At 59.5% G+C, this 25,498-nt stretch carries 24 protein-coding genes, 1 tRNA gene and 1 pseudogene; 23 read left to right on the top strand and 3 right to left on the bottom strand.

Going from position 1 to position 25,498, the window contains the following annotated elements:
* Positions 1 to 212: 212 nt before the first annotated feature.
* From xdhA to BM225_RS19390, 10 genes are all read left to right on the top strand, one after another.
* Entirely contained in the window at positions 213 to 1,574 is a 1,362-nt protein-coding gene (xdhA, locus tag BM225_RS19435) for a xanthine dehydrogenase small subunit (protein WP_092465267.1), read from the top strand.
* On the top strand, positions 1,571 to 3,883 hold the full coding sequence (xdhB, locus tag BM225_RS19430; protein ID WP_072707629.1) for a xanthine dehydrogenase molybdopterin binding subunit: 2,313 nt from the start codon (positions 1,571 to 1,573) through the stop codon (positions 3,881 to 3,883). The genes xdhA and xdhB overlap by 4 nt, the downstream gene beginning before the upstream one ends.
* Entirely contained in the window at positions 3,876 to 4,793 is a 918-nt protein-coding gene (xdhC, locus tag BM225_RS19425; RefSeq protein ID WP_072707631.1) for a xanthine dehydrogenase accessory protein XdhC, read from the top strand. The genes xdhB and xdhC overlap by 8 nt, the downstream gene beginning before the upstream one ends.
* Positions 4,775 to 6,295 (top strand): ABC transporter ATP-binding protein, encoded by a 1,521-nt coding sequence (locus tag BM225_RS19420; protein ID WP_072707633.1) that lies wholly within the window; start codon positions 4,775 to 4,777, stop codon positions 6,293 to 6,295. Before xdhC ends, BM225_RS19420 begins: the two co-directional genes overlap by 19 nt.
* Entirely contained in the window at positions 6,288 to 7,370 is a 1,083-nt protein-coding gene (locus BM225_RS19415) for an ABC transporter permease (protein WP_072707635.1), read from the top strand. The genes BM225_RS19420 and BM225_RS19415 overlap by 8 nt, the downstream gene beginning before the upstream one ends.
* Positions 7,370 to 8,290, top strand: coding sequence for an ABC transporter permease (locus tag BM225_RS19410; protein ID WP_072707637.1), 921 nt, complete (start codon positions 7,370 to 7,372; stop codon positions 8,288 to 8,290). Before BM225_RS19415 ends, BM225_RS19410 begins: the two co-directional genes overlap by 1 nt.
* A 35-nt stretch (positions 8,291 to 8,325) precedes the next feature.
* Positions 8,326 to 9,408, top strand: a complete 1,083-nt coding sequence (locus BM225_RS19405) for a BMP family ABC transporter substrate-binding protein (RefSeq protein ID WP_072707639.1) — start codon at positions 8,326 to 8,328, stop codon at positions 9,406 to 9,408.
* A 120-nt stretch (positions 9,409 to 9,528) separates the two neighbouring features.
* Positions 9,529 to 10,659 carry an NAD(P)/FAD-dependent oxidoreductase gene (locus BM225_RS19400; protein WP_072707641.1) on the top strand — a complete coding sequence of 377 codons (1,131 nt, stop codon included), beginning with the start codon at positions 9,529 to 9,531 and terminating at the stop codon, positions 10,657 to 10,659.
* 68 nt (positions 10,660 to 10,727) lie between these two features.
* Positions 10,728 to 11,069, top strand: coding sequence for a carboxymuconolactone decarboxylase family protein (locus BM225_RS19395; RefSeq protein ID WP_072707643.1), 342 nt, complete (start codon positions 10,728 to 10,730; stop codon positions 11,067 to 11,069).
* Positions 11,070 to 11,134: 65 nt separating this feature from the next.
* A complete protein-coding gene (locus BM225_RS19390) occupies positions 11,135 to 11,566 on the top strand; it encodes an EF-hand domain-containing protein (RefSeq protein ID WP_072707645.1) in 432 nt (143 codons plus the stop codon).
* A 79-nt stretch (positions 11,567 to 11,645) separates the two neighbouring features.
* On the opposite strand, the gene BM225_RS19385 is transcribed toward BM225_RS19390, so the two are convergent.
* Complete coding sequence (locus BM225_RS19385) at positions 11,646 to 14,147, bottom strand: GcvT family protein (protein ID WP_072707647.1); 2,502 nt, start codon at positions 14,145 to 14,147, stop codon at positions 11,646 to 11,648.
* A 178-nt stretch (positions 14,148 to 14,325) separates the two neighbouring features.
* On the opposite strand from BM225_RS19385, the gene panC reads away from it, so the two are divergent.
* Together panC and panB are read left to right on the top strand one after the other, a co-directional pair.
* The gene (gene panC, locus BM225_RS19380) at positions 14,326 to 15,171 is read left to right on the top strand and encodes a pantoate--beta-alanine ligase (protein ID WP_072707649.1); all 846 of its coding nucleotides are present in this window, start codon (positions 14,326 to 14,328) and stop codon (positions 15,169 to 15,171) included.
* Positions 15,168 to 15,977 carry a 3-methyl-2-oxobutanoate hydroxymethyltransferase gene (panB, locus tag BM225_RS19375; protein ID WP_072707651.1) on the top strand — a complete coding sequence of 270 codons (810 nt, stop codon included), beginning with the start codon at positions 15,168 to 15,170 and terminating at the stop codon, positions 15,975 to 15,977. The genes panC and panB overlap by 4 nt, the downstream gene beginning before the upstream one ends.
* 86 nt (positions 15,978 to 16,063) lie before the next feature.
* Here panB and BM225_RS19370 read toward each other — a convergent pair whose 3' ends face one another.
* Positions 16,064 to 17,050, bottom strand: coding sequence for a 2-hydroxyacid dehydrogenase (locus tag BM225_RS19370; protein WP_072707653.1), 987 nt, complete (start codon positions 17,048 to 17,050; stop codon positions 16,064 to 16,066).
* Between the two features lie 98 nt (positions 17,051 to 17,148).
* Here BM225_RS19370 and BM225_RS19365 point away from each other — a divergent pair, with 98 nt between their 5' ends.
* The 11 genes and pseudogenes from BM225_RS19365 (at position 17,149) to BM225_RS22420 (ending at position 25,332) form a co-directional block, all read left to right on the top strand.
* Entirely contained in the window at positions 17,149 to 17,682 is a 534-nt protein-coding gene (locus BM225_RS19365) for an SH3 domain-containing protein (protein ID WP_072707673.1), read from the top strand.
* An 86-nt stretch (positions 17,683 to 17,768) separates the two neighbouring features.
* Positions 17,769 to 17,843: transfer RNA gene (locus BM225_RS19360), tRNA-Gln, on the top strand.
* 262 nt (positions 17,844 to 18,105) lie between these two features.
* Entirely contained in the window at positions 18,106 to 18,534 is a 429-nt protein-coding gene (locus tag BM225_RS19355; protein WP_072707655.1) for an RrF2 family transcriptional regulator, read from the top strand.
* A gap of 327 nt (positions 18,535 to 18,861) precedes the next feature.
* Positions 18,862 to 19,785, top strand: a pseudogene (locus BM225_RS19350) (NAD(P)/FAD-dependent oxidoreductase); the annotation flags it as partial.
* Between the two features lie 15 nt (positions 19,786 to 19,800).
* Positions 19,801 to 20,853, top strand: a complete 1,053-nt coding sequence (locus BM225_RS22335) for a (2Fe-2S)-binding protein (protein ID WP_338061000.1) — start codon at positions 19,801 to 19,803, stop codon at positions 20,851 to 20,853.
* A gap of 12 nt (positions 20,854 to 20,865) precedes the next feature.
* Complete coding sequence (locus BM225_RS19340; protein WP_092465264.1) at positions 20,866 to 22,332, top strand: ammonia-forming cytochrome c nitrite reductase subunit c552; 1,467 nt, start codon at positions 20,866 to 20,868, stop codon at positions 22,330 to 22,332.
* Positions 22,333 to 22,387: 55 nt separating this feature from the next.
* A complete protein-coding gene (locus BM225_RS19335) occupies positions 22,388 to 22,957 on the top strand; it encodes a Tll0287-like domain-containing protein (RefSeq protein WP_072707661.1) in 570 nt (189 codons plus the stop codon).
* A 4-nt stretch (positions 22,958 to 22,961) separates the two neighbouring features.
* A complete protein-coding gene (locus BM225_RS19330; protein ID WP_072707663.1) occupies positions 22,962 to 23,405 on the top strand; it encodes a c-type cytochrome in 444 nt (147 codons plus the stop codon).
* Positions 23,406 to 23,410: 5 nt separating this feature from the next.
* Positions 23,411 to 23,827 (top strand): globin family protein, encoded by a 417-nt coding sequence (locus tag BM225_RS19325; RefSeq protein WP_072707665.1) that lies wholly within the window; start codon positions 23,411 to 23,413, stop codon positions 23,825 to 23,827.
* Positions 23,828 to 24,221: 394 nt separating this feature from the next.
* A complete protein-coding gene (locus BM225_RS22425) occupies positions 24,222 to 24,581 on the top strand; it encodes a transposase (protein ID WP_072707667.1) in 360 nt (119 codons plus the stop codon).
* Between the two features lie 469 nt (positions 24,582 to 25,050).
* Entirely contained in the window at positions 25,051 to 25,332 is a 282-nt protein-coding gene (locus tag BM225_RS22420) for a DDE-type integrase/transposase/recombinase (RefSeq protein ID WP_072707669.1), read from the top strand.
* On the opposite strand, the gene BM225_RS21985 is transcribed toward BM225_RS22420, so the two are convergent.
* Positions 25,231 to 25,498, bottom strand: a 268-nt coding sequence (locus BM225_RS21985; protein WP_218157086.1) for a hypothetical protein, incomplete at its 5' end; no start/stop codon positions are given. The two genes, BM225_RS22420 and BM225_RS21985, sit on opposite strands and share 102 nt — an antisense overlap.

Below are 25,498 nucleotides of genomic sequence, written 5' to 3'. Positions count from 1 at the left end.
GGGGGGCCTGCCAGCGGCAGGCGGGGCAGAGCCCCTCTGACCTCTCCGCCCATTTCCACGGCAAATGCAGGAAAAAAGCGCAGTTTCGCACCAACGCCCTTGTCAAACCGTAGCTCTTTAGGGTTTCCTGACTGAAAGCCCGCGTGACTTCTACGCCGCATCGAAGTCTCGCCAGCACGGCCAGCCATGGTAAAGCGGCATTTAGTATCACTATGAAAACCACGTTTCTTCTGAACGGAGAGACCGTGACCGCAGAGATCCCGCCCACGGAGACTCTGCTCGACTGGCTACGACTGACACAACACCTGACTGGCACCAAAGAAGGCTGCAACGAGGGCGACTGCGGCGCATGCACCGTTATGGTGCAAGACGATCAAGGCATTCGCGCTTTGAATGCCTGCATTCTGTTTCTGCCCCAGATTGCGGGCAAAGCCATTCGCACGGTCGAAGGCATCCGCGCCGACGATGGCACCCTGCATCCTGTGCAACAGGAAATGGTCGAAAAACACGGCAGCCAGTGCGGTTTCTGCACCCCCGGTTTTATTGCGTCGATGGCCACAGCCCACGCGACAGGCGTAACCGATTTTAATGACCAGCTGGCAGGCAACCTCTGCCGCTGCACAGGCTACGCTCCGATCATCCGCGCCGCCGAAGCGGCCGCCTCCGCTCCCGTTCCCGAATGGGTCGCTGCGGACAAAGCGGCTCTAACTACCCTCCCCAATGCGGCGCTGCCCACATCCGGTGATGAGCTCGCCGCCATCCTCACCGCGCAGCCGAACACCCGCATCATTGCGGGCGGAACCGATGTAGGGCTTTGGGTGACCAAACAGATGAGAGACCTTGGACCCGTCGTTTTCTTGCACGCCTGCGATGACCTCAAGCAGATAAGCATCGACGACGACCAGATGTATGTCGGTGCAGGTGTCACGATCGAGACACTGCGCGAGGCCATTGCCCCGCATTATCCATCCTTTGCAGAGATGCTGCGGCGCTACGGGTCGACCCAAGTCCGCTCTGCCGCGACGCTTGGCGGAAACATTGCCAATGGATCGCCGATCGGGGACAGCCCGCCTGCCTTGATCGCCCTTGGCGCGACCTTGCATCTGAGGCATGGCGATACACGGCGCACCCTACCGCTCGAAGATTTCTTTATCGAATATGGGCAACAAGATTGCGCCCAGGGCGAATTTGTCGAAGGCGTCGCCATTCCGCTGGCTGCCAAAGGGCTGAAGGTCTACAAAATCTCCAAGCGGTTTGATCAGGACATCTCTGCGCTGTGTGGCGCGTTCAACATCAGCGTTTCGGACGGCGCGGTCACCACCGCGCGTATCGCCTTTGGTGGCATGGCTGGCACGCCAAAGCGGGCAAGCCACCTGGAAACCGCCCTGATTGGGCAGCCATGGACGACAGAGACGATCACCGCCGCCCATGACGCGTTAGCGCAGGACTTCTCTCCGCTCAGCGATATGCGGGCCAGTGCGGACTACCGCCTGACCGTGGCGCGCAACTTGCTGACCCGTTATTTCGCCGAGAGCCAAGGCACCCTGACCAGCGTGCTGGAGGTCCAGCCATGAGCGTCAACCGTCCCTCTCCGCACGACAGCGCGCGGCTGCACGTCACGGGCGCGGCGCGCTACGTAGACGACATTCCGACACCTGCTGGCTGTTTGCATCTGGCTTTCGGTCAATCGACCGAGGCGCACGGCACAATCACCGCGATGGACCTGAGCGCTGTACGTGCGGCAGACGGCGTCATCGCTGTTCTCGCCGCCGCAGACCTCCCGTTCGAGAATGACGTCTCGCCTTCGACCCATGACGAGCCGCTTCTGGCCACCGATACGGTGCACTACGTCGGGCAGCCCATCTTTCTGGTCGTCGCCACGAGCCACACAGCAGCGCGCAAGGCCGCAACGCTGGCGAAGGTTGACTACAGCCCCCTGCCCCCGATCTTTACGATCGAAGAGGCGATGGCCGCCGACAGCCGTTTCGAAGAAGGTCCGCGCATCTACAGCCGCGGCGATGCCCAGAGCGCGATTGGCAACAGCCCCCATCGAGCCGAAGGCGTCATCGACATGGGTGGACAAGAACACTTTTACCTAGAGGGTCAGGCCGCGCTTGCCCTGCCCCAAGATGATGGCGATGTGGTCGTTCATTCCTCGACCCAGCACCCCAGTGAAATCCAGCACAAGGTCGCGGACGCCTTGGGCCTGCCAATGCATGGGGTCAAAGTCGAAGTGCGCCGCATGGGCGGCGGCTTTGGGGGCAAAGAGAGCCAAGGCAACGCGCTGGCCGTCTCTTGCGCGATCGCCGCGTCGATGACCGGTAAGCCCTGCAAAATGCGCTATGACCGTGACGATGACATGGTGATCACGGGCAAGCGTCACGACTTCCGCATCTCTTATGAGGTCGGGTTTGACGATGATGGCCGCGTGCGTGGGATCGATTTCATTCACTACACGCGGTGCGGATGGGCGCAGGATTTGAGCCTGCCGGTGGCAGACCGCGCGATGCTGCATGCGGACAATGCTTACCTGCTCGAAAACGTCCGCATCGAGAGCCACCGCCTGCGCACCAACACCCAAAGCGCGACCGCGTTCCGAGGCTTTGGTGGCCCGCAAGGTCTGGTGGGTGTCGAGCGGGTAATGGATCAGATCGCACACCAGTTGGGATTGGACCCGCTAGAGGTGCGCAAGGTCAACTACTACGCCGAGATGGAGAGCCCAGACGGGGGGCTATCTGCCAAGACGAAACAGGTGACACCTTATGGCCAAGAGGTCAGCGACTTCATCCTGCATGGGCTGACTTCTGATCTGGCGACGGGATGTGACTACGCTGCGCGGCGCGCGGCGGTTGCGGCGTGGAACGCAGAGAACCCTGTTTTGAAGCGCGGGCTCGCGATGACGCCGGTGAAATTCGGAATCTCGTTCACGCTGACCCATCTGAACCAAGCAGGTGCCTTGGTGCATGTCTACCAAGATGGCTCCGTCGCCTTGAACCACGGCGGGACCGAGATGGGGCAAGGACTCTACCAGAAGGTCGCGCAAGTGGCCGCCAGCACGTTTGGCATTTCGCTCGACCAAGTCCGATTGACCGCGACGGACACGTCCAAGGTGCCGAACACTTCGGCCACGGCGGCATCTTCGGGGTCGGATCTGAATGGTATGGCTGTCCTTACTGCCTGCGAGGCGGTACGGGACCGGATGGCTGAACACTTGGCTTCTGTTCGTCAGACCACGGCCAGTGCAGTACTATTTGAAGGCGGCGTGGTACGTGTGGGTGGCGACACACTAACGTTCCCGGCCGCGGCCAAGGAATGTTACGAGGGGCGCGTCAGCCTGTCGGCGACAGGCTTTTACAAGACACCCGACATTCAATGGGACCGGATCAAGGGCGAAGGGCGCCCCTTCTATTACTTTGCCTATGGGGCGGCTTGCTCCGAAGTGGTGGTAGACACGCTGACCGGCGAGTATCGCATTTTGCGGACCGACATCCTGCACGATGCAGGGCGCAGCCTGAACCCTGCGCTGGACATCGGCCAGATCGAAGGCGGGTTTGTCCAAGGGGCGGGCTGGCTGACGACCGAAGAACTGGTGTGGGATGATCAAGGGCGTCTGCGCACCCATGCCCCATCGACCTACAAAATTCCAGCTGCCTCGGATCGGCCGCAGGTGTTCAATGTCGCCTTGTACGAGAGCGACAACCCCGAGGCTACCATTCATCGATCCAAGGCCGTGGGCGAACCGCCCTTCTGCCTTGGAGTCTCTGTCTTGATGGCCCTGTCTGATGCCGTGGCGTTCTGCGGCACGGCCTACCCTGCGCTGGCTGCACCTGCGACGCCAGAACGAGTCTTGGCCGCAGTGCAAAGGGTGCGCGGTCTTGCTTGATCGGGCCGCACTCGAAGCCGCTGTCGCAGCACATGGCACCGTGGCGCGCGTCGTCATCCTAGAGGCGCGCGGCTCTGTCCCGCGCGGGGCGGGCACGGAAATGCTGGTCTGGCCAGAGGGACAAAGTGGCACGATCGGGGGCGGTCGGCTTGAGTTCGATGCCGCTGCCGCCGCCCGCCAAAGCTTGACCGACGGTCGGGATATTGCACGCCTGTACCCGTTAGGACCGGCCTTGGGCCAATGCTGTGGTGGATCGGTGCGGGTCCTGACGGAAATCTTTGACGCAACGCGATTGGCGACATTGCCCAGCGACGGACTGTGGGCACGCCCTTTACCTGGTGTTTCAGACGGTACACCGCCCAGCTGCGAAGGTCTGCACTCGGGTTGGTTTGCCGAGACGCTCGCTCCTACGCGCACACCTTTGTGGATCTGGGGCGCGGGCCATGTGGGGCGCGCGATCGTGCACACGATGTCCCCACTGCCGGACTTTGCGATCACGTGGATCGACACAGCCGCGGACCGTTTCCCCGAGACCTGCCCCGCTGGTATTGAGACTGCCATCGCAGCCCAGCCTGACCGGTTAGCCATGCATGCGCCCACAGAAGCCATGCACCTGATCCTGACCTACAGCCACGAGATCGACTTCGCGCTGTGTCACGCGCTGCTCACGCGGGGATTCGGGTTCTGCGGGCTGATCGGGTCGGACACCAAATGGGCTCGGTTCCAGAAGCGGCTGATGACCTTGGGGCACCCGCAGGACCAGATTTCGCGCATCACCTGCCCAATTGGAAATCCTGCGTTGGGCAAACACCCGCAAGCCATTGCCGTTGGGGTGGCTGCTGCGCTACTGAATTCACCAAATGATGAAATAACAAGCGGGGATGGGACGCAGTGGGCACGCCACTCTTAACACTCTCTGGGCTGACCAAGGCCTATCCTGGAGTCGTCGCGAATGACGACGTGAGCTTCGACATCCAGCAGGGCGAAGTTCACGCCCTGCTTGGCGAAAATGGGGCGGGCAAGTCCACTCTGGTCAAAATGATTTACGGGTTGGTCTCTCCGGACAGCGGTAAGATGACCTTGAATGGTGCTCCTTTTGTGCCTGCCAGTCCGAATGCAGCCCGTGCAGCAGGCGTTGCGATGGTGTTCCAGCATTTCTCGCTGTTCGACGCGCTGTCTGTGGCCGAAAATGTGGCGTTGGGCATGGATAACCCGCCGCCCCAAGGCGAACTGGCAACGAAGATCCGAACCGTTTCGGACGCCTACGGGTTGCCCTTGGACCCGCACAGAACCGTGGGCGATCTGTCCGCAGGCGAAAGGCAGCGCGTCGAGATTATTCGCTGCCTGCTGCAGGACCCCAAACTCTTGATCATGGACGAACCGACCAGCGTTCTAACACCCCAAGAGGTCGAGATCCTGTTCAAGACCCTGCGCAAGCTTTCAGCCGAAGGGACAGCGATCCTCTATATCTCGCACAAGCTCGAAGAAATCCGCTCGCTCTGTGACAACGCGACCATTCTGCGCTTGGGCAAGAAGGTCGCGACCTGCATTCCCGCCCAGAAAACCGCCGCCGAATTGGCTGAGATGATGGTCGGCACTAGCCTGAAGCCGCCCAAGCGGGCGGCTGATGTGTCCTCTAGCGAAGTGGCTCTTCATGTCAGCGGGCTGAACCTGCCGCCGGCCCAAGCCTTTGGCACCAGCCTTCGAGACATCACTCTGACCCTGCACAAGGGCGAGGTTCTTGGAATTGGCGGCGTCGCGGGCAATGGTCAGGACGAACTCCTAGCAGCCCTGTCTGGCGAACGGCTTTGCGCTGCGGAGCAGGTTCGTTTGAATGGCAAGCCGGTCGGCAATCTTGGACCGACAGCGCGTCGGCGTCTCGGCCTGCTGGCCGCCCCCGAAGAGCGTTTGGGGCATGCTGCCGTGCCGGATATGAGCCTGACCGAGAATGCCCTGCTGACGGGTGTGACCCGTCAAGCGTTCGCCAAAGGAGGCTGGATCAACTGGGCCGCCGCCAAAGGGTATGCCGAGCGGATTATTCATCAATTCGACGTACGCACCCCAGGCCCGCATGTGGCTGCGCGGGCGCTATCGGGCGGGAACCTGCAGAAATTCGTCATTGGCCGAGAGGTCCTGCAAGCGCCCCACGTTCTGGTCGTGAACCAGCCGACTTGGGGTGTTGATGCGAGTGCAGCCGCTGCGATCCGTCAGGCCCTGCTGGACTTGGCTGCCGAAGGTGCCGCAATCGTATGCATCAGCCAAGACCTTGACGAACTTATGGAAATCAGCGACCGCTTTGCCGCCCTGAACGAAGGGCGCCTGACCCAAGCCCGCCCCGCCGCGGGCCTGACGATCGAAGAAATCGGTCTGATGATGGGTGGCGCACATGGCATGGAGGCCGCCCATGTTTAAGATTGAAAAACGCCCGATCCCCTCGGGCAAATGGAACTGGGGGGCGCCCGTCGTGGCGGTCCTGCTGACCATGGTGTTTGGCGGCGCACTCTTTGCGGTGCTGGGCGTGAACCCATTCTTGGCACTGGAAAAGATCTTCTACGAACCGCTGTTTGGCGAATATGCGTTTTACTACCGCCCGCAGCTAATGGTCAAAGCCGCGCCCCTGATCCTGATTGCCATCGGCCTAAGCCTTGGCTTTCGCGCAGGAATTTGGAACATCGGAGCCGAAGGGCAATATATCATTGGCGCTCTTTGCGGCGCAGGCTTGGCATTGGCGCTTTACCCGATGGAACTGTTCATTCTGCTGCCCTTGATGGTGATCGCAGGGGCGATTGGCGGCGCGCTCTGGGGCCTGATCCCAGCGGTCCTGAAGGTCCGATTTGGCACCAACGAAATTCTCGTTTCGCTGATGCTGGTCTACGTGGCCGAGCAGTTGCTGGCCTCGATGGCCTTGGGCCTGATGAAAAACCCCGAGGGCATGGGTTTCCCCGGATCGCGCAACCTGCAGCAATATCCTAGCGCCCACAACGCCGAGATCATCTCTGGAACGGGCATGCACTGGGGTGTGGTTGCCGCGCTGATCGCAGTGATTTTCGCCTATATCGTCCTGAGCCGTCACATGTTCGGCTTCAGCCTGCGCATGTCGGGTATGGCACCGCGTGCAGCCAGATTCGCGGGCGTGAACCCAACGCGCATGGTTCTGATCTGCATGGGTATCTCGGGCGGTCTAGCCGGTATGGCGGGCCTATTTGAAATCGCAGGCCCAGCAGGTCAGGTCAGCATCGACTTCAACGTCGGCTACGGCTTTACCGCGATCATCGTGGCCTTTCTTGGCCGATTGAATCCGATTGGCATCTTGCTGGCGGGCGTTCTGATGGCACTGACCTATATCGGCGGCGAGATCACTCAGAGCCAGATGGGCCTGCCGCTGGCAGCTATTCAGGTTTTCCAAGGGATGCTGCTGTTCTTCCTGCTCGCTATGGATTTGTTGACCAACTACCGCTTCCGCCCCACAGCCAAGGAGGCCGCGTGATGGACCTGTCTTCGATCAATCCTGTCCTGCTGTTGGCCAGCCTGATGGTCGCCGCGACGCCGCTGCTCTTCGCCGCTCTGGGTGAACTGATCGTGGAACGCGCGGGTGTCCTGAACCTCGGGGTCGAGGGGATGATGATCACTGGCGCAGTGGCTGGTTTCATCATCGCGGTTGAGTCTGGCTCCCCTGCCCTCGGATTCCTGTGTGCTGCCATTGCGGGCGCGCTGCTTTCGCTGCTCTTTGCCCTGCTCACGCAGGTCTTTTTGGCCAACCAAGTTGCATCGGGCCTCGCGTTAACGCTCTTTGGGCTCGGGCTCTCGGCGCTGTTGGGCCGCGACTACGTGGGCATCAAGCCGCCCTCGACACCCAAGCTGGATCTTGGGATGCTGGCCGATATCCCCTTTGTCGGGCGCGTGCTCTTTACCCATGACCTGATGGTCTACCTCGCGCTGGTTTTGGCCATCGCGATCTGGTTCTTCCTACACCGTACACGGGCGGGTCTGATCCTGCGTGCTGTTGGCGAAAACCACGATGCCGCCCATGCCTTGGGGTACAAGGTCGTCCTGATCCGCTTTGCCGCTATCGCTTTTGGCGGGGCCTGTGCAGGAGTCGGCGGTGCCTACCTGAGCCTCGTCCGTGTCCCCCAGTGGACCGAGGGCATGACCGCTGGCATCGGCTGGATCGCCCTCGCGCTTGTCGTTTTTGCCAGCTGGAAGCCGGGTCGCGTGATCCTTGGCGCCTATCTGTTCGGTGGGGTGAACGTGCTCCAGCTGAACCTGCAGGCCGCCGGTGCCGCGATCCCCGTCGAGTATTTGGCAATGTCCCCCTATCTGGTAACCATTCTTGTGTTGGTTATCATGTCCGCGGATCGTTCCCGCGCTCCGGCCTCTTTGGGCCGCCCATTCCACGCCTCGAACTGAGGCCATAAAAAGACCACCAACAGGAGTTGAAGAGAATGAAACTCATCAAGCATCTGGCCACCGCCACTATGGCGCTCGGCGTTGCAACCGGCGCAATGGCAGCAGGCCATGGCGAGAAAACCAAAGTCGGCTTTGTCTACGTCGGTCCTGTGGGCGACGGCGGCTGGACCTATGAACACAACGAAGGCCGTCTGGCCGTCGAAGAGCACTTTGGCGATCAGGTCGAAACCGTGTTCGTGGAATCGGTCCCCGAAGGTCCCGACTCCGAGCGTGTGATGACCCAGATGGCGCTCGAGGGTGCAGACCTGATCTTTACCACCTCGTTCGGCTACATGGACCCGACCATCAATGTCGCGTCAAAGTTCCCCGATGTGAAATTCGAACACGCCACCGGCTACAAGACCGCTGACAACGTGTCGGTCTACTCGGCCCGTTTTTACGAAGGTCGCGCGGTACAGGGTCTGATCGCTGGCAACCTGACTGAGTCGAATATCATCGGCTACATCGGATCGTATCCGATCCCCGAAGTAATCCGTGGCATCAACAGCGCCTACATTCAGGCCAAGAAGGTGAACCCCGACGTCGAATTCAAAATCGTCTGGGCCTACACTTGGTTTGACCCCGCCAAGGAAGCTGACGCCGCCAAGGTTTTGATCGAACAAGGCGCAGACGTGATCCTGCAGCACACCGACTCGACTGCCCCTCAGGCAGCCGCTCAGGAAGCTGGAAACGTCTACACCTTTGGCCAAGCGTCCGACATGATCGAGTACGCACCCATGCCGCGCGTCTCGTCGATCATCGACAACTGGGCGCCCTACTACATCGAACGCACTCAGGCTGTCATTGATGGCACTTGGGAAACCGCGAACACTTGGGACGGCATCGGCGCTGGCATGGTCGGCATCGGCGAGATCACCGATGCGGTACCCGCAGACGTCAAAGAAGCGGCTTTGGCTCTGAAAGACGCGATTGCATCTGGCGAAGTTCACCCCTTTACCGGCCCGCTGAACAAGCAGGACGGCAGCGCTTGGCTGGCCGAAGGTGAGACCGCAGACGATGGCACTCTGGCGGGCATGAACTTCTACGTCGAAGGCATCACCGGCGAAATCCCGCAATAAGCCGATAAAAATTGCAAAATGAGACCGCGTCCGAGCGTTCGGGCGCGGTTTTTTATTGCAATTTGCGTCTTGCCGCGTGAATCGGAGTACAAATATAAAATCGAGCACTCGCGGTGCACCATGGCAGGCATTCTCTCTAACCTCTTCCGGCGGAACAGCCGGAAACCGGCAATTTATGACTTTGCGATCGTCGGTGGCGGGATTGCAGGGCTGTCGGCTGCGGCTGCGTTGGCGCCGCTGGGGTCTGTCGTGATCCTAGAGGCAGAGCGCCAGTTGGCCTATCACGCCTCTGGCCGTTCGTCAGAAATGTTCCTGCCCCATCATGGTAGCAAGGCCGTGCGCGTTTTGACCGAAGCCAGCACGACCCATTTGCACTTCGCCAACGGGGGCGTTCTGCGCAAACGGGGGATGCTGCTCCTTGGCCGCGCAGGCGAAGAGCAATATTTCGACTACGAGATGCGCGCAGGCAATCTGTCCCCTATCCCGATCGAGGATGCAGGTGTCTATTTTCCGCTGATGAACCAAGGCACGGTATCGCGGGCCGCGTGGTCCAACGATGCATTGGATATGGACGTACACAGCCTGATCAAAGGGTACGCTGATCAAGCCCGCGCAGATGGCGCAGAGTTACGACCAAACACGCAGGTTCTGGGGATGACCCAAACCTCTGAGGGGTGGGAGATTGCCAGCGCGGACAGCGTGGTCCGCTCTCGGTTCGTGATTAATGCGGCGGGGGCGTGGGCTGATGTGATCGCGGGATTGGCGGGGCTTCCGCCGCTTGGGCTGGCCTGTCTACGGCAGTCGATGATCGACTTGCCCAGCCCCGCGGGACACGATGTCCGCCGCTGGCCCTATGTCCGCGCGGCGGGCGGGCGCTGGTACGCAAAGCCGACCGGGAACGGAATGCTGCTGTCCTGCGGCGAAGAGGAGCCGGTCATGCCGACCGACTCAGCCCCGGACGAGAGCGTTCTGGCCCATGGCCTTGCCCGGTTCGAGGATATGACGACCCTGTCCGTGACCCGCGTGAACAACACATGGTCCGGATTACGCACTTTTGCCGCCGACCGCTCGCCAGTGGTCGGGGCCGATCCGCTAAACCCATCGTTCATTTGGCTTGCTGGCCAAGGGGGCACCGGTTTCCAAACCGCGCCAGCCCTAAGCGATCTGCTTGCGGATTTGATCAGCGGTCGGGCCTCTAGCCTGCCGACCGAGACAGTGTTTGCCGTATCGCCGGATCGTTTGCGCGGTTGATATCGATCAAGGCACTTAGCTTTGCCAAATGATTTTGCTGTCGCTGAAATATGCGAAAGGCAGAATACATGAGCTGGCAAGACAAGATCGACTCAACCAAGGACCAACTACGCAACCTGAACAAAGCCATCCCAGACGTAACCAAAGGCTTTGGCACCTTGAGCAAAGCCGTCAAACAGGATGGTGCGCTGGATTTCAAAACCAAAGAATTCGTGGCTTTGGGGATTGCCGTCGCAACTCGCTGCGAGGCCTGCATTACCTTGCACGTAGACGCGCTGATCAAATGCGGCGCAACCCGAGAGGAGGTCGCGGACTGTCTGGGTATGACCATCCAGATGGGGGGTGGTCCGTCGATGATGTACGCCGCCAAGGCACTGGAGTGTTTTGACGCATTTACCGAAAAAAATTAATATTCCATAGCCGGAATATATTTTTTCCTGCGTTTAAGATGCAGCAAAGCAAGAAAGGACATTCCATGAAACCCATCCAGCTGGCCCTGCCCCTGATCTTCGCCGCCTCTGTCACTCTGGCAGAAAATGGCGTCCCCGGCTCGCATTTCATCGAGAACTGGGATCTCGACGGCGACGGTCAAGTCACGCTGGCCGAAGCCCAAGAGCGTCGGGGCGATGTCTTCTATAGCTTTGATGCGGACGAAGACGGCTTCATCGACGGCGAAGAGTACAAGAATTTCGATGAAGCCCGCAAAAACGACATGGAAGGCCAAGGCGGTCATGGCAACGGCGCGATGAAGAATGCCGAGGGAGGCATGCACTTGGCATATAACGATGCCGATAGCGATGGCCGCGTCAGCCGAGCAGAGTTTTTGGGCCGCACCGAAGCATGGATCGGCCAAATGGATCGAAATGGCGATGGCGTGGTAACCACCGCAGACTTTGGCCGCAAATAATTAAGTCGCTCGGAACTGCGAAGCGCCGCGCAAGGGGGACCCTGCACAGCGCTTCTTTTTCTCTGGGGGAGTAGAGAAATTAACCGTCCTTGCGGATGGTTTCGTTTTTGCTGTCGTAGGGGCTGTCGACCACAATCTCACCGTCGAACAGCTGGTTGAACATCTTCACCTGCACCTTGGTGCCGGGCACAGCATGCTCTGGCTTCACGTAGCCCATGCCGATCGACTTGCCGAACGCCACCGAGTAACCACCCGAAGTCAGACGACCGATCTTGGTACCGTCGATGTACAGTGCCTCGCGGCCCCACGGATCGGCATCTTCGGGTCCGTCGATCAGAACAGTCACGCACTTGCTGCGGATGCCGGTCGCTTCCATCGGGGCTTTACCGTGGAATTCTTTGGACATGTCCACAAAGCGCGGCAGGTCTGCTTCGAGCGGGGTCGCGTCGCGGCCCAGTTCGTTGCCGAACGCGCGGTAGGATTTCTCCTGACGCAGCCAGTTCTGTGCACGGGCACCGACCCACTTCATGTCGAACTCTGCGCCCGCTTTTTCCAGCAGGTCAAACAGGTAGTTCTGCATTTCGATCGGGTGGTGTAGCTCCCAGCCCAGCTCACCGGTGTAAGCCACGCGGATCGCATTCACGGGGCACATACCCAGTTCGATCTGGCGCGCCGACAGCCACGGGAAGCGCTTGTTCGACAGGGCAGTCTCGGGATCTGCGTCCTTGATGATCTTTTTCAGAAGATCACGCGACTTGGGGCCGGCGATGGCGAAAACGCCCCACTGGGTGGTCACATCCTGAATGTCGATGCGGCCGAACTCAGCTTCCATGTCCTCGGCAGCCTTCATCAGGAAGTCCTGATCGTACTCGTGCCAAGCGCCTGCGGACACCAGATAGTACTCGTCATCCTTGAGACGGACGATGGTGTATTCGGTGCGCACAGTGCCCAGCTTGGTCAGCGCATAGGTCAGGTTGATGCGGCCGGTCTTGGGCAGCTTGTTACAGGTGAACCAGTCAAGGAACGCGGTCGCGCCGGGGCCTTTGACAAGGTGCTTGGTGAAGGCGGTCGCGTCGACAACACCAACGCCCTCACGGATCGCTTTTGCTTCTTCGACGGCGTACTGCCACCAGCCGCCACGGCGGAAGCTGCGGGCCTCGTGATCGAAGTTATCAGGCGCATCTAGCGGGCCGTAGTAGTTGGGACGCTCGAAGCCGTTCACGCAGCCGAACTGTGCGCCGCGCGCCTTCTGGCGTTCATAGGCGGGACCGGTCCGCAGGGGACGGCAGGCTTCACGCTCTTCATCGGGCTGGTGCAGAATGTAGACGTGCTCGTAAGCTTCTTCGTTCTTGCGCGCGCCGTATTCGGTGGTCATCCACTTCTGGCCGAAACGCTTGGGGTCGAGCGACGCCATGTCGATCTCGGCTTCGCCAGCAACCATCATCTGAGCCAGATAGTAGCCGGTGCCGCCTGCCGCGGTGATGCCAAAGCTGAAACCTTCGGCCAGCCACATGTTGCGCAGACCAGGTGCGGGGCCAACCAGCGGGTTGCCATCGGGGGTGTAGCAGATCGGGCCGTTGAAGTCGTCTTTCAGACCCACTTCTTCTGTCGAAGGAATACGCTCGATCATCGCCATGTATTCTTCTTCGATGCGCTCCAGATCCAGCGGGAACAGGTCCGCACGGAAGCTGTCGGGCACACCGTATTCGAAGCATGCGGGCGCGCCAAGCTCGTACGGGCCAAGGATCCAGCCGCCGCGCTCTTCGCGGACGTACCACTTCGCATCGGCGTCACGCAGAACGGGGTGCTCGGGGTGATCCTTGCGGTATTCGACCAGCGCGGGATCGGGCTCGGTCACGATGAACTGGTGCTCAACGGGGATGGCGGGCATCTTGATGCCCAGCATCTTGGCGGTGCGCTGTGCGTGGTTACCGGTACAGGTGACAACGTGCTCGGCGCGGATTTCGAACTTTTCTTCGCCGGGGACAAGGTTGCCGCCCTTTTCGACCATGATGGTACCGCGCACGATCCACTCAGTGCCGGTCCATTCGTAGTCGTCCACCTGACACTTGCGATAGACCTCGACGCCGCGCTGACGGGCGCCCTTGGCCATCGCCTGAGTGACGTCTGCAGGGTTAATGTAACCGTCGGTGGGGTGGTAGATCGCGCCAACCAGACCTTCGACATTAACCAGCGGCCAACGCTCTTTGATCTGCTCGGGAGTCATGAATTCGTAGGGAACGCCCACAGTCTCGGCAGTCGAGGCGTAGAGCATATATTCGTCCATACGCTCTTGAGTGCGGGCCATACGCAGGTTGCCCACGATCGAGAAGCCCGCGTTCAGGCCGGTTTCTTCCTCGAGCGATTTGTAGAACTCCACCGAGTACTGGTGGATGTGGCTGACCGCGTAGCTCATGTTGAACAGGGGCAGCAGACCGGCGGCATGCCAGGTCGAGCCGGCGGTCAACTCGTCGCGTTCCATCAGGACGACATCGTCCCAACCGGCTTTGGCCAGGTGATAGGCTACGGATGCACCGATGGCACCACCACCGACAACCAGCGCTTTGACTTGGGTTTTCATCAAGGGACTCCCTGCGGGCAGAATTCTTTCGCTCTATCTAGTCAGATCGTATGTTCTGCCGCAGGGTCCAGCCGACATTTTGCGGCATAAAACCGACCGCAACGTCGCATGATACAGTCGTTGTTCTTGCCCCCGCAGAAAGATAGAAGCCCTATGACGCCAAAGGGAGGGGCCCAAATTGGAAATCTGCACCACAATTGCCCAGATTCGCGGGACTGTTGCCGGCTACAAGCAGGCAGGAGACCGAGTCGCTCTGGTGCCGACCATGGGCTACCTGCACGAGGGTCATATGACTCTGGTGCGTCGCGCACGTGCCGAGGGCGACCGCGTGGTGGTCTGGATCTTCGTGAACCCGACCCAGTTCGAAAATCCCGACGATTTGGCCAAATACCCGCGCGACACCGACCGCGATCTGGCCATGCTACGGGCCGAAGGCGTTGATGCCGTTTTCTTACCCGATGCATCAGAGATTTATCCCGAGGGCGCGGAAACCATTGTCGAGACGACCAAACTGGCGAACATGCTGCACGGAGCGGTACGCCCCGGTCATTTCCGCGGCGTGACCACTGTGGTCACCAAGTTCTTTAACATCATCCAGCCGGATGTCGCGATTTTCGGCGAAAAGGATTACCAGCAGTTGCAAGTGATCCACCGGATGGTCCGCGACCTGCACATGCCGATCGAAATCGTAGGTCAAGCCACCGTCCGCGAATCCGACGGTCTAGCCATGTCCAGCCGCAATGTGCGCCTCTCGCCCGAAGATCGCGCCGCTGCTGTGGTTCTAAGCCAATCTCTGGCCGCCGCAGACGCCGCCGCTAAAACCGGTGCCACTGTCGCAGAGCTACACCAAATCATAGGGGACACCATAGGCGCGGAGCCCCGTGCAAAACTCGTGGGCTGTGATATCGTCGCGGCCGAGACACTCGCAGACATTTCCGGTCCCCTGACCGGACTGACCGCCATCATGATCTCGGTCGAGGTTGGTGGCGTCATGCTGATCGATCAGAAGGAAGTTACGCCATGAGCGCACAGAAACAGGTCCGCCGCACCACTGTCCCCCAGATTGCACAGCGCAAAGGAGGCGAACCTATCGTCTCGCTGACCAGCTACCACGCGCACACGGCCGCAATTGTCGACAAACACGCGGATTTCATTCTGGTGGGCGACAGCCTTGGCATGGTGATGCACGGCATGGAATCGACCGTGGGCGTGCCTCTGGACCTGATGATCATGCACGGCAAAGCTGTGGTGCGGGGCACCCAAAAGGCACTGATCGTCGTCGACATGCCCTTCGGAACTTATGAAGAAAGCCCCAACATCGCCTTCCGCAACGCAGCGCGCATCATGAAGGAAACCGGCTGCGGCGCGGTGAAACTCGAGGGCGGCAAGCGCATGGCAGAAACCATCAAATTCCTGACAGAACGCGGCATCCCCGTCATGGCGCATATCGGGCTGACGCCGCAATCGAGCCACGTTCTTGGGGGCTTTAAAACCCAAGGCCGCGATGAGGACAGCTGGCCCTTGCATGAAGAAGACGCCAAAGCCGTCTCCGAAGCCGGCGCCTTTGCCATCGTGCTCGAGGGCATGGTCGAACCGCTGGCGGCAAGGATCACAAAACAGATCGACATCCCCACGATCGGAATTGGAGCCAGCGCCGAATGCGACGGTCAGATCTTGGTGCTCGAAGATATGCTCGGCCTGAACCCGTGGACTCCGAAATTCGTCAAAGTCTATGGCCAACTCGGCCCGATGATCGAACAGGCTGTCAGCGACTACGCGGCGGACGTCAAATCCCGCGCCTTCCCCACCGAAGACGAAGTCTACCGCTAAGAACGAACAAGGGGGCCAGCACGGCCCCCTCTTTCTTGGTCTAAATACCCAACTGCGCCAGCGCCCGCCACACGCAGGCGCGCAGATCAAAGCATCGCCGGCACCACCAGATCCGGTGGACGATGCCCATCGGCAAAGGTTTTGACGTTCAGCAAGACCTTCTCGCCCATTTCCAAACGCCCCTCGATCGTCGCCGAGCCCATGTGCGGCAGAAGAACCACGTTGTTCAGCTGACGCAAACGCGGGTTGATCTGATGCCCGTGTTCAAACACATCGAGGCCAGCCCCCGAAATCTCGCCCGCGCGCAGCATCCGCGTCAGAGCATTCTCGTCGATCACTTCGCCCCGCGAAGTATTCACGATAACCGCATTCGGTTTCATCAACTTCAAGCGCCGCGCATTCATCAAGTGGAACGTGGCAGGTGTGTGCGGACAGTTGATGGAAATGATATCCATACGCGCCACCATCTGATCAAGGCTCTCCCAGTAGGTCGCCTCCAGCTCGTCCTCGATCTCGGGACGCAAGCGGCGACGATTGTGGTAGTGCACCTGCATGCCAAATGCCTTGGCCCGCCGCGCCACCGCCTGACCGATCCGGCCCATCCCCAGAATACCCAAGCGGCGGCCACCTACGCGCCCCCCGAGCAGGGCCGTCGGCGCCCAACCGGCCCAATCCCCGGACTGCATGGTCGCCAGTCCTTCGGGAATGCGGCGCGTGACCGCAAGGATTAGCGCGATCGTCATGTCCGCCGTATCTTCAGTGACCACGCCGGGGGTGTTCGACACCAGAATGCCTCGCTGACGCGCGGTATGAACGTCGATATGGTCAATCCCCGCCCCGTAGTTTGCAATCAGCTTCAGCCGATCGCCCGCTGACGACAACACCGACGAATCCAAAGTATCGGTCAGTGTCGGCACCAGAACATCCGCATCCTTCATGGCCGCGACCAATTCCTCGCGACTCATCTGCTGATCGTTCTCACGCAAAGTTACATTGAAAAGTTCTTTCATCCGCGTTTCGACTGCTTCTGGCAGGCGTCGCGTCACAACAACTTTCAAACGCTCTGATGGCATTCGGAACCTCCGCATCTTTCCATATCGCGCTGTTGCTGGCAGAGTGTCCCATGACACGGGCCAGCACAAGAACCCCACTGAAAAAAGACAAAGAGCAGATGACCTTTCGCGGATTTCCCATCCTTGGTGCGGCTCTGATCGCCGCTCTCCTGACCAGCACCCCTCTTTTCGCCCAAGACGTACAACCCGCGCCTGAGGAAGAGGCGCGCGGCCCCGTCACCAACCTGCCCCTCCCCCGCTTTGTGTCGATCAAGTCGTCCAAAGCGAACGTGCGTCGCGGCCCCAGTCAGACACACCGCGTTGATTGGGAGTTCAAACGCAAGGATCTGCCCGTCGAAGTCACAGCAGAATACGGACACTGGCGCCGCATTCGCGACCATGACGGCGCTGGCGGCTGGATTCACTATGCCCTGCTCTCTGGTCGGCGTACGGCGCTCGTGGACGAAGAGATGGTCAGCCTCTACGCCAGCCCCGACCTGCGCGCGACAGAAATTGCGCGACTGGAAAAGGGAGTGATTGCCCAAATCGTCGAGTGCATTCCCACCTGGTGCGAGCTACGCGTCGCCGACTACCGCGGCTGGACTCCCAAGGCCGGAATTTGGGGCGTCAAAGCAGACGAAGTCTTCGACTGAGAAAAATCGAAATTGGGGTGTTTTTTTTACTTCACCCCCCTTGCGGCCCCCAAACGCTTTGAGTAAACACCGCCTCACACTGCTGCTGGGGTGTAGCCAAGTGGTAAGGCACCGGTTTTTGGTACCGCGCACCGTAGGTTCGAATCCTACCACCCCAGCCACATTTACCCCAAAAAACAAGTAATTCTGGTGTACCTGCTTAGGTCAGCCAGCGCGCCGTTAGTGCCGTCCTGGCGCTCCAACACCTCATACCCAAGCGAAAAGTTTAGCCGTCTTCAGTGGATATCGCAGCGTACCACTAACCTGAACGCATACACCTTTGTTTCCAAATCTGTTCTGTGCCAAGCAAGCGACAGAGTCCCTTCTGGCCATCACGACACAGCCGAAGAGACCGGTTAGCAGACGGCTCAGGATGTAAAGTCGATGAAACTTACGCGCTATTCGGATTATGCCCTAAGGGTCAGCCTCTACCTTGCGATCAATCAAGCGCGCTTGGTGCAGATTTCGGAGATCGTCAAAGTGTATGGCCTGCCGCAAGGAAATATCATGAAGCTCACCACTGATCTGGTTGGCGCAGGCTTCTTTGAGTCTGTGCGAGGACGCACTGGCGGCATTAGGCTTGCCATTTCGCCATCGGAGCTGACCGTGGGACAAATTGTACGTCATACGGAGGGCGGCCAAGCTTTGGTCGATTGCTCGTCCTGTATTCTTGCGCCTGAATGCGGGCTGATCTGCATCATGTCAGAGGCGAAGCAAGCCTTCTTTCGAGTGCTGGACAACTACACGGTTGAGCAAGTGATCGCGCGGAACCCCAAAGCGATCGATATATTGTCGCTGACAGGCGGCGAGTGATCCGCGGAGCCATCTGGATTCGGGCCGTACTCGCACTTCAGCAGCCGGCCACCATTCACACACCGCACCAGATTTAATCATTCACCCAAAATGAATGTATAGAAATTCACCAAGGCGGCCCGGAGGCCCCCGTGCGATGCCTCTTATTCAGCTGCAGTACAGAAAAAGGTTCTCGTTTGTTCAACCTGATGTAGCATCAAGAATGTGCTGACAACGAGGTTGGCCGCTTCCGAGACAACGTTCGTCCCGAATTTATGTTGATTTCCCTGCGCCTTATGGGCGCACGAAGCGGCGTGGAACTTCCACGACCAAACCCTTGCGAGTGAAATGCCAGCACAGCCAGCCCTCACCGAAGAACACCCTCTAATTGAGTCCGCTCGCTCCCGTATTGTGGTGATCGGAGGCGGCCCAGTGGGTGCGCGCGCCGCGACGCTTTTGGCGAAACGCGGGCTCGCAGTGACAGTTCTATCGACAGAACGGTTCGAGCCTTACAATCGCGTCAAGCTTACGCCTCTTCTTGCGGGCGCGGTGCAGTTCGGTGAGATTGTCACTCCCGGATTTGATGACCCCGAACAGGATTTGCGTCTCCTCACCGGAATGCGTGCGAAATCCATCGACCGTGCGCAACGTTTTGTGACGACCGCCGACGGGCAAATCTGGCCATATGAAAAACTGATTATCGCGACGGGCTCGCGGGCCTTTATCCCCGGGGTCCCGGGACGCGATCTGCCCGGTGTATTCACATTCCGCTCGGCCGAGGACGCGTCGGCCCTGATGGCGCGGAGTATCAGCGCCCGGCGCGTCGTTGTGATCGGTGGTGGTCTCTTGGGCCTTGAGGCCGCACGCGGCATGCAGCAGCGGCAGGCCCAAGTCACCGTAGTCGAGCACGAAAACCGGCTCATGCCCCGTCAGCTTGATGAAGAGGGCGGCGCGCTGTTGGCCGAGAAAATTCTAGAGCTTGGCGTCACGCTGTGAGCCAGCGTTGCTGTCAAAGCGATCGAAGGCGAGCATCGGGTCGAGTCGGTGCGCCTTGCGGATGGAACAGTCCTGCCATGTGATACCGTCATCATCTGCACTGGCGTCCGCGCCCGAACTGATCTGGCGCGCACCGCCGAGCTGAGCTTTAGCCGTGGCATCACCGTTGATGATGCAATGCGGACCTCGGATCCGGACATCTACGCGATTGGTGAATGTGCCGAACACAACGGCGTCGTGCATGGTCTGGTCGGACCGGGCTATGAACAAGCTGATGCGGCAGTTGCTGACATTCTGGGGGAGCATGGTCGCTACCAAGGCTCAACACCCACCACCAAGCTAAAAGTCATCGGCGCAGACGTATTTTCTGTCGGTCAGGTCGAGCAACTAGAAGTCGCGCCGGACGTCCGCAGCCATACTTGGCGCGACGACACTGGATATCGCCGAATTTTCCTACGCGGGGGACGTTTGGTCGGGGCCATTGCCGTGGGCAGTTGGCCTCAGGCCAGTCGCGTACAAAGTGCCATTCAGAACGAAGCGTTGATTTTTCCGTGGATGGTGGGCCGTTTCCTGCGCGGCGGGTCGCTCTGGGTTGAAGAGGACGGCGACATCTCGCAAATGCCGAATGCCGCCACTGTGTGCAACTGCACCGGTGTGACCTGCGGGCGGCTAAGAGACGCGATGGCGGGCGGGGCCAAGACCCCCGAAGCGCTGAGCGCGGCGACCGGTGCTGGCACGGTCTGCGGAACCTGCGTTCCCCTTCTGGACGAGATGGTGAACAGCGGCGCAGCCCCCAAGCCCGTTCGCTGGTATCGCCCCATTCTGGTTTTGTCCGCACTGGCCGCATTAGCTGCTTTGACCGTCGCGCTTGTACCGCGCATTCCTTACCCCAGCAATTTCGACGCTGAGAGCCTGCGCGTTTGGTTGTGGCGCGACAATATCGTGCGGCAGTGGACGGGCTTCATCCTGCTGGGGCTCACGTTGGCCGCGATTGCGATCGGCCTTCGCAAGCGTCTGCGTTTTATAGATAAGCTTGGATCCTATGACGGCTGGCGTTTGATCCATCTGGGGATTGGTGCCTTGGCCGCGATTGGACTAATCGTGCACACCGGCCTACGACCGGGGGACAACCTGAACCTCATGCTCTTTGTCAGCTTTGCCGCGACGCTGGTGTTTGGCGCGGCAGCCGGTCTGGCAACAGGCGGCGACCACGAGTTGCGCGCGCGCCGCATCGGCACCGCTCGCAAACCCGCCCGCCGCTGGCCCAATTGGGCCCATATCGTGATGATCTGGCCGCTGCCGCTGCTGATCCTCGCCCATGTTTTAACAAGTTACGCGTTCTAAGGAGGGCAACAGATGTCACGCAACGCCCTTCTTTGGATGCTCTGGAGCCTGCTGACCTTTGTCGGCGCAGGCGCGGTTTTCGCGGCGCTCTATATCGGCGGCGACCGGACGGTCTTGCTGCCCGGTCAGACGGCTGGAGCTCACCACCAACTCGAGATCGCCTGCGAAACCTGCCACACTTCGGACCCGTTCGACAGTCAGGCCGCGATCAAAAAGGACATCAACAAGACCTGCACGACTTGCCACAAAGACGAGTTGAAAGAGGCCGACGACAGCCACCCGAAAAAGAAATTCACCAATCCGCGGATGGCCAGCTACTGGGAAAAGATCGACGGGCGGTTCTGTACGTCCTGCCATTCCGAGCACCAGCCGGAAATCACCCTGCCGATGATGGTGACCCTGCAAGGCGACTACTGCGTGGCCTGTCATTCCGAAGGCGATCAGGACATTCGCAAGGACCGCGAGAGCCACGCGAACCTGACCTTTGACACCTGTGCCTCTTCGGGCTGCCACAACTACCATGACAACCGCGCGCTTTATGAGGATTTCCTTGTGAAACATGCAGGCGCACCGTGGCTGATGGACGAACCCGTGGTCGCCGCTGCCGCCCTGCCCCAATTGCCCCGCGCCAGCAGCACGGAAGAGATTGAGACCTATTTGGCCTCGCTCGATGCGCCGGTTCAGGACGACGAAATCGCTCACGATTGGGCGGGCACCGCCCACGCTGCGGCGGATGTGACCTGCACCAGCTGTCACGCCCCCGAAGAGCAAGCGTGGAACGACCACCCCGAAGAGGGCATTTGTTCGGACTGTCACAAGCCCGCCGCCAAGAGCTTCTCCTTGGGCCGTCACGGGATGCGCCAGCACTCGAAAATCTCGAAGCCTCGGGACGCGGGCAAACAGCTGAAATCTCTCGGCTGGAAAGATGCCCCCGAAGGCTTGGTGACCGCGCTCAACGCCTATCTGAACGACCCCGCCCCGCCGCCGATGATGAGCACGGACGAAGCCTTGGTCGATTTGTCGGATGACGCTCATGGTCAAGGAATGACCTGCACCTCGTGCCATTCGCCGCACAAGGAAGAGCCGCAGCAAACCGCTGTCACAGCCTGCCTTAGCTGCCACAATGACGATCACAGCCAGAGCTATGAGGAAAGCCCGCACTTTGCCCTCTGGCAGGCGGAAACCACTGGCAATGCCCTAGCAGGCACCGGCGTGACCTGCGCGACCTGCCACATGCCGCAGTCCGAGAAAAAAGGCTTTGCCGTCACCAACCACAACCAGAACGACAACCTTCGCCCGAACGAGAAGATGATCCGCTCTGTCTGTCTAGACTGTCATGGATTGGGCTTTGCGATTGATGCGCTCGCTGATCCAGCGCTGATCGCAAACAACTTCAAGGGCCAACCATCCCGCCACATCGAAAGCATCGATTGGGCGACAAGCCGCGTAGAACCGTCCGACCAAGGCGCCAACCAATGAACGCACGGTCCCACGCAAACCCCTGCCAAATCATAATCCAACAGGAGAGATAGTTATGACCAGCTACGGAACAAAAATCAAAGCAGTCCTTCTCTGCGGCGCAATGGCGTTCAGCGGAGCCACTGCCGTCCACGCTGAAATGGAAGAGCAAGAAGTCGCGGATCTGCTGCATCTTGTTATGTCCTCGGACCGCACGGTCTACACCCGCATGATCGTCAACCGACTGGCGGTCAAAGAAAAAGTCATCACCGCCTCCGAGCACTTCGAAGATGAAAAAGCGCTGGTTCTGCCCGCACAGATGTTCCGCTTTGGCGCGGAGATGGTGGCCGAAGAAACCGATGCTTTCTCGTACTCGCTGTTGTCGCTCTGGCCGATCAACAAGCAGAACGCTCCAGCAACCGACCTCGAAAAAGAGGGGCTTCAGTACCTCGTCGATAACCCCGGCGAGAATTTCTATGGAGAGGAAGAGCTTGGCGGTCAGAACTACTTTACCGCGTTTTACGCCGACGTTGCGGTGGCCGAGGCGTGCACCTCTTGCCACAACGATCACAAGGACTCGCCCAAAACCGACTTCGAAGGCGGTGACGTGATGGGCGGTGTGGTTATCCGCATCCCTGTGGAGTGATCTGATGCGGCGTGCGGTAATCTGCGCGGCGCTCCTTGCGGGTGCCCCTGCAGCGGCTGAAGTGACACTTTCTGACGTTTTGTCCACCCGTGGGCTGGACGGCTTCGTCACTGCCGACCGGCTGCCCGAACCAGACGCCCCAACACTGGTTCAGGGCAAAGGAGTCTGGGAGGGCACCTGCATGGCCTGCCACGGCGGCAACAAAGCCACCGGAGCGCCCAAGATCACCGCAACCAAGAAATGGCAGCCCCGCATCGCTCAGGGGCTGCCCACTCTGATTGACCACGCCACCCAAGGCTTTGTGGGCAAAACCTACACCGAAATGCCGGCCCGTGGCGGCAACCGCGACCTAAGCGACGCAGAGATCGCTGCAGCCGTGACCTTTATGGTTTGGGCGAGCGGCGGCGAGGCCGAGGCACTGGCCTTCATCGAACACAACAAGGAATGAGAGACATGACCCCCGAGAAAATCACCCTCGTGCAAGACAGCTTTAAAAAAGTGGCGCCAATCGCTGGTCCCGCAGCCGACATCTTCTATGACAAACTCTTCGAACTTGCCCCCCAAGTACGTCCGCTCTTTCCCGATGACATGTCGGAGCAGAAGAAAAAACTGATGCAGATGCTGGCCATCGCCGTGAACGGCCTGACCAAGCTGGACGAAATCCTGCCCGCAGTCCAAGACCTAGGCCGTCGTCATAACGGCTACGAAGTCACGCCCGAACACTACGGTTACGTTGGCGAGGCCCTGCTCTTCACCCTTGGCAAAGGCCTCGGTGACGATTTCACACCCGAAGTAAAGGAGGCATGGGCCGAAACCTATGGCGTCCTCGCTGGCGTCATGATTGATGCACAAAAAGCAGCTGCAGCCTAGGCTGCCTCGGGGGTCGAGCGACTTTCTCGGCCCTCGCTTGCGTGGGCTGTTTTGGTTCTTCATGCTGACGCAGCCTCACCGAACAATCTCGCGATCAACTTGGCTGGTGACCTTTGGCGCGCTTCTAAACCTCGCAATAGATGCAAAGGCACACGCTTCAGAGGAGAAAAGCTTACGGCTTTACTAAGCAGACCTCTCAGAGCGAATGCGGGGGTCAATAAAAAACCGCACGTCTTCTAGAGAAGATCTTGCTCTCGCAATGCGCGGTTCCTACCGCTTACATGTAATCGAAGCTGATGTTGTCGCAGAGTTCTTCGGTAGTGAATGCTCCCTCTACAAGCAGTGAACCGCCCGAACTTTACGGGAGGGCTAAATTCTCGGAGCATTGCCTGTTATGGAGAACAGAAAACAAAGAAGCTCGAAGCCATACTTACCCGAATTTCGCAAACGCGCGGTTCGGTTGGCGATGGAGCACCGCGATGAGTATAGCCCGGAGTTTGCGGCGCTCGCTTCGATCGCAGAGAAACTGGGCTGTTCGCCGAACAGTCTTCGCGTTTGGGTGCGGCAAGCCGAACGCGATGGCCGCGACGGGCCACGCGCGACAGCTGCGAAGAAAGCTCGGTTTAGCGAATTGGAACGAGAGGTCCGCGAGCTGCATCAAGCCGACGATATCCCTAAGCTAGGTGAGCCAGTTGAAGCACCATCGGTTCAAGCCCCCTCTCGGCCGCTTGCGCTGCAATCGCCTGCCGACTAACGATCAAGAGTAGCGACATACGGACAATGGCTCTCGCACTCCGCTTGGAACAGCTCCCAAGTCATTCGATCCTTGCGGTCTAGCTGGGGATTGGCCTTGGCCACGCCACGCAGCGGTTTTGGAGCAAAGCATTAAGCTCGGCGTAATTCTTGAATCTGGGCTGCGGCACAAAGAATCTCTGCCGCACGAAGACGACCTGGTTCTAGACCTAACTCATCCCGGGCCTTGGCCTGGGCAAAGTCCGAGGCTTGTTTGTGTCTCAAGATAGAAGCGATCTGGTAGGAGAACCGCAAGCTCTATGGCGCGCGGAAGATTTGGAATGTTTTGCGTCGTGATCGTGAAGACGTCGCTCGTTGTACTGTCGAGAGCTTGTATGATGGTTTTCGGGGTCAGGAGTGTGGTCTGAGGGGAGAAGGTTGTCACGACCAATCGGTTCGCGATTGTGCTTGTAGCACTGGGATGCTCAATAATGAGCCCACCATCGCAAGCGTGCCCGGACGACAAGGTAAACAGTCTCTTCTTCTTGAACTGTCCGAACCAGCTATGGGTGTCAGACTTTGCCTATATGCACACTTGGCCAGGCACTGTATGCGTGGCTTTTGTGATCGACGTCTTTGCGCGGCGAATTGTCGGCTGGCGGGCAATGACTTCAATGAAGACCCAGTTCGTTCTCAACGCATTCGAGCAAGCGATCTGGCAAGGACAAACACCAGCTCACAAAAGCTTGGTTTTCCATCCTGACCGCGGCTAGCCATATCTGTCTATCAAGTATACGGACTGATCGGCGGATGCAGACATAGATCTGTCTGTCGGAAGCGTTGGTGCTGCCTACGACAATGCACTCGCCGAATGTTTGATCGGCCTCTTCAATACCGAGGTGATAAATCCGATCGGACCGTAGAAGCTGTCCATGAAGC

This window comes from Donghicola eburneus (genome assembly GCF_900115865.1).
GTDB lineage: Bacteria > Pseudomonadota > Alphaproteobacteria > Rhodobacterales > Rhodobacteraceae > Donghicola > Donghicola eburneus.
The sequence above is the reverse complement of the archived record's forward strand: the minus strand, read 5'-3'. Positions and strand labels throughout refer to the sequence as shown.

Coding starts and splice junctions, on each gene's coding strand:
- xdhA (WP_092465267.1), top strand. CDS start 213: ATGAAAACCACGTTTCTTCTGAACGGAGAGACCGTGACCGCAGAGATC.
- xdhB (WP_072707629.1), top strand. CDS start 1,571: ATGAGCGTCAACCGTCCCTCTCCGCACGACAGCGCGCGGCTGCACGTC.
- BM225_RS19415 (WP_072707635.1), top strand. CDS start 6,288: ATGTTTAAGATTGAAAAACGCCCGATCCCCTCGGGCAAATGGAACTGG.
- BM225_RS19410 (WP_072707637.1), top strand. CDS start 7,370: ATGGACCTGTCTTCGATCAATCCTGTCCTGCTGTTGGCCAGCCTGATG.
- BM225_RS19405 (WP_072707639.1), top strand. CDS start 8,326: ATGAAACTCATCAAGCATCTGGCCACCGCCACTATGGCGCTCGGCGTT.
- BM225_RS19400 (WP_072707641.1), top strand. CDS start 9,529: ATGGCAGGCATTCTCTCTAACCTCTTCCGGCGGAACAGCCGGAAACCG.
- BM225_RS19395 (WP_072707643.1), top strand. CDS start 10,728: ATGAGCTGGCAAGACAAGATCGACTCAACCAAGGACCAACTACGCAAC.
- BM225_RS19390 (WP_072707645.1), top strand. CDS start 11,135: ATGAAACCCATCCAGCTGGCCCTGCCCCTGATCTTCGCCGCCTCTGTC.
- BM225_RS19385 (WP_072707647.1), bottom strand. CDS start 14,147: ATGAAAACCCAAGTCAAAGCGCTGGTTGTCGGTGGTGGTGCCATCGGT.
- panB (WP_072707651.1), top strand. CDS start 15,168: ATGAGCGCACAGAAACAGGTCCGCCGCACCACTGTCCCCCAGATTGCA.
- BM225_RS19370 (WP_072707653.1), bottom strand. CDS start 17,050: ATGCCATCAGAGCGTTTGAAAGTTGTTGTGACGCGACGCCTGCCAGAA.
- BM225_RS19365 (WP_072707673.1), top strand. CDS start 17,149: ATGACCTTTCGCGGATTTCCCATCCTTGGTGCGGCTCTGATCGCCGCT.
- BM225_RS19355 (WP_072707655.1), top strand. CDS start 18,106: ATGAAACTTACGCGCTATTCGGATTATGCCCTAAGGGTCAGCCTCTAC.
- BM225_RS19340 (WP_092465264.1), top strand. CDS start 20,866: ATGTCACGCAACGCCCTTCTTTGGATGCTCTGGAGCCTGCTGACCTTT.
- BM225_RS19335 (WP_072707661.1), top strand. CDS start 22,388: ATGACCAGCTACGGAACAAAAATCAAAGCAGTCCTTCTCTGCGGCGCA.
- BM225_RS19330 (WP_072707663.1), top strand. CDS start 22,962: ATGCGGCGTGCGGTAATCTGCGCGGCGCTCCTTGCGGGTGCCCCTGCA.
- BM225_RS19325 (WP_072707665.1), top strand. CDS start 23,411: ATGACCCCCGAGAAAATCACCCTCGTGCAAGACAGCTTTAAAAAAGTG.
- BM225_RS22425 (WP_072707667.1), top strand. CDS start 24,222: ATGGAGAACAGAAAACAAAGAAGCTCGAAGCCATACTTACCCGAATTT.
- BM225_RS22420 (WP_072707669.1), top strand. CDS start 25,051: ATGAGCCCACCATCGCAAGCGTGCCCGGACGACAAGGTAAACAGTCTC.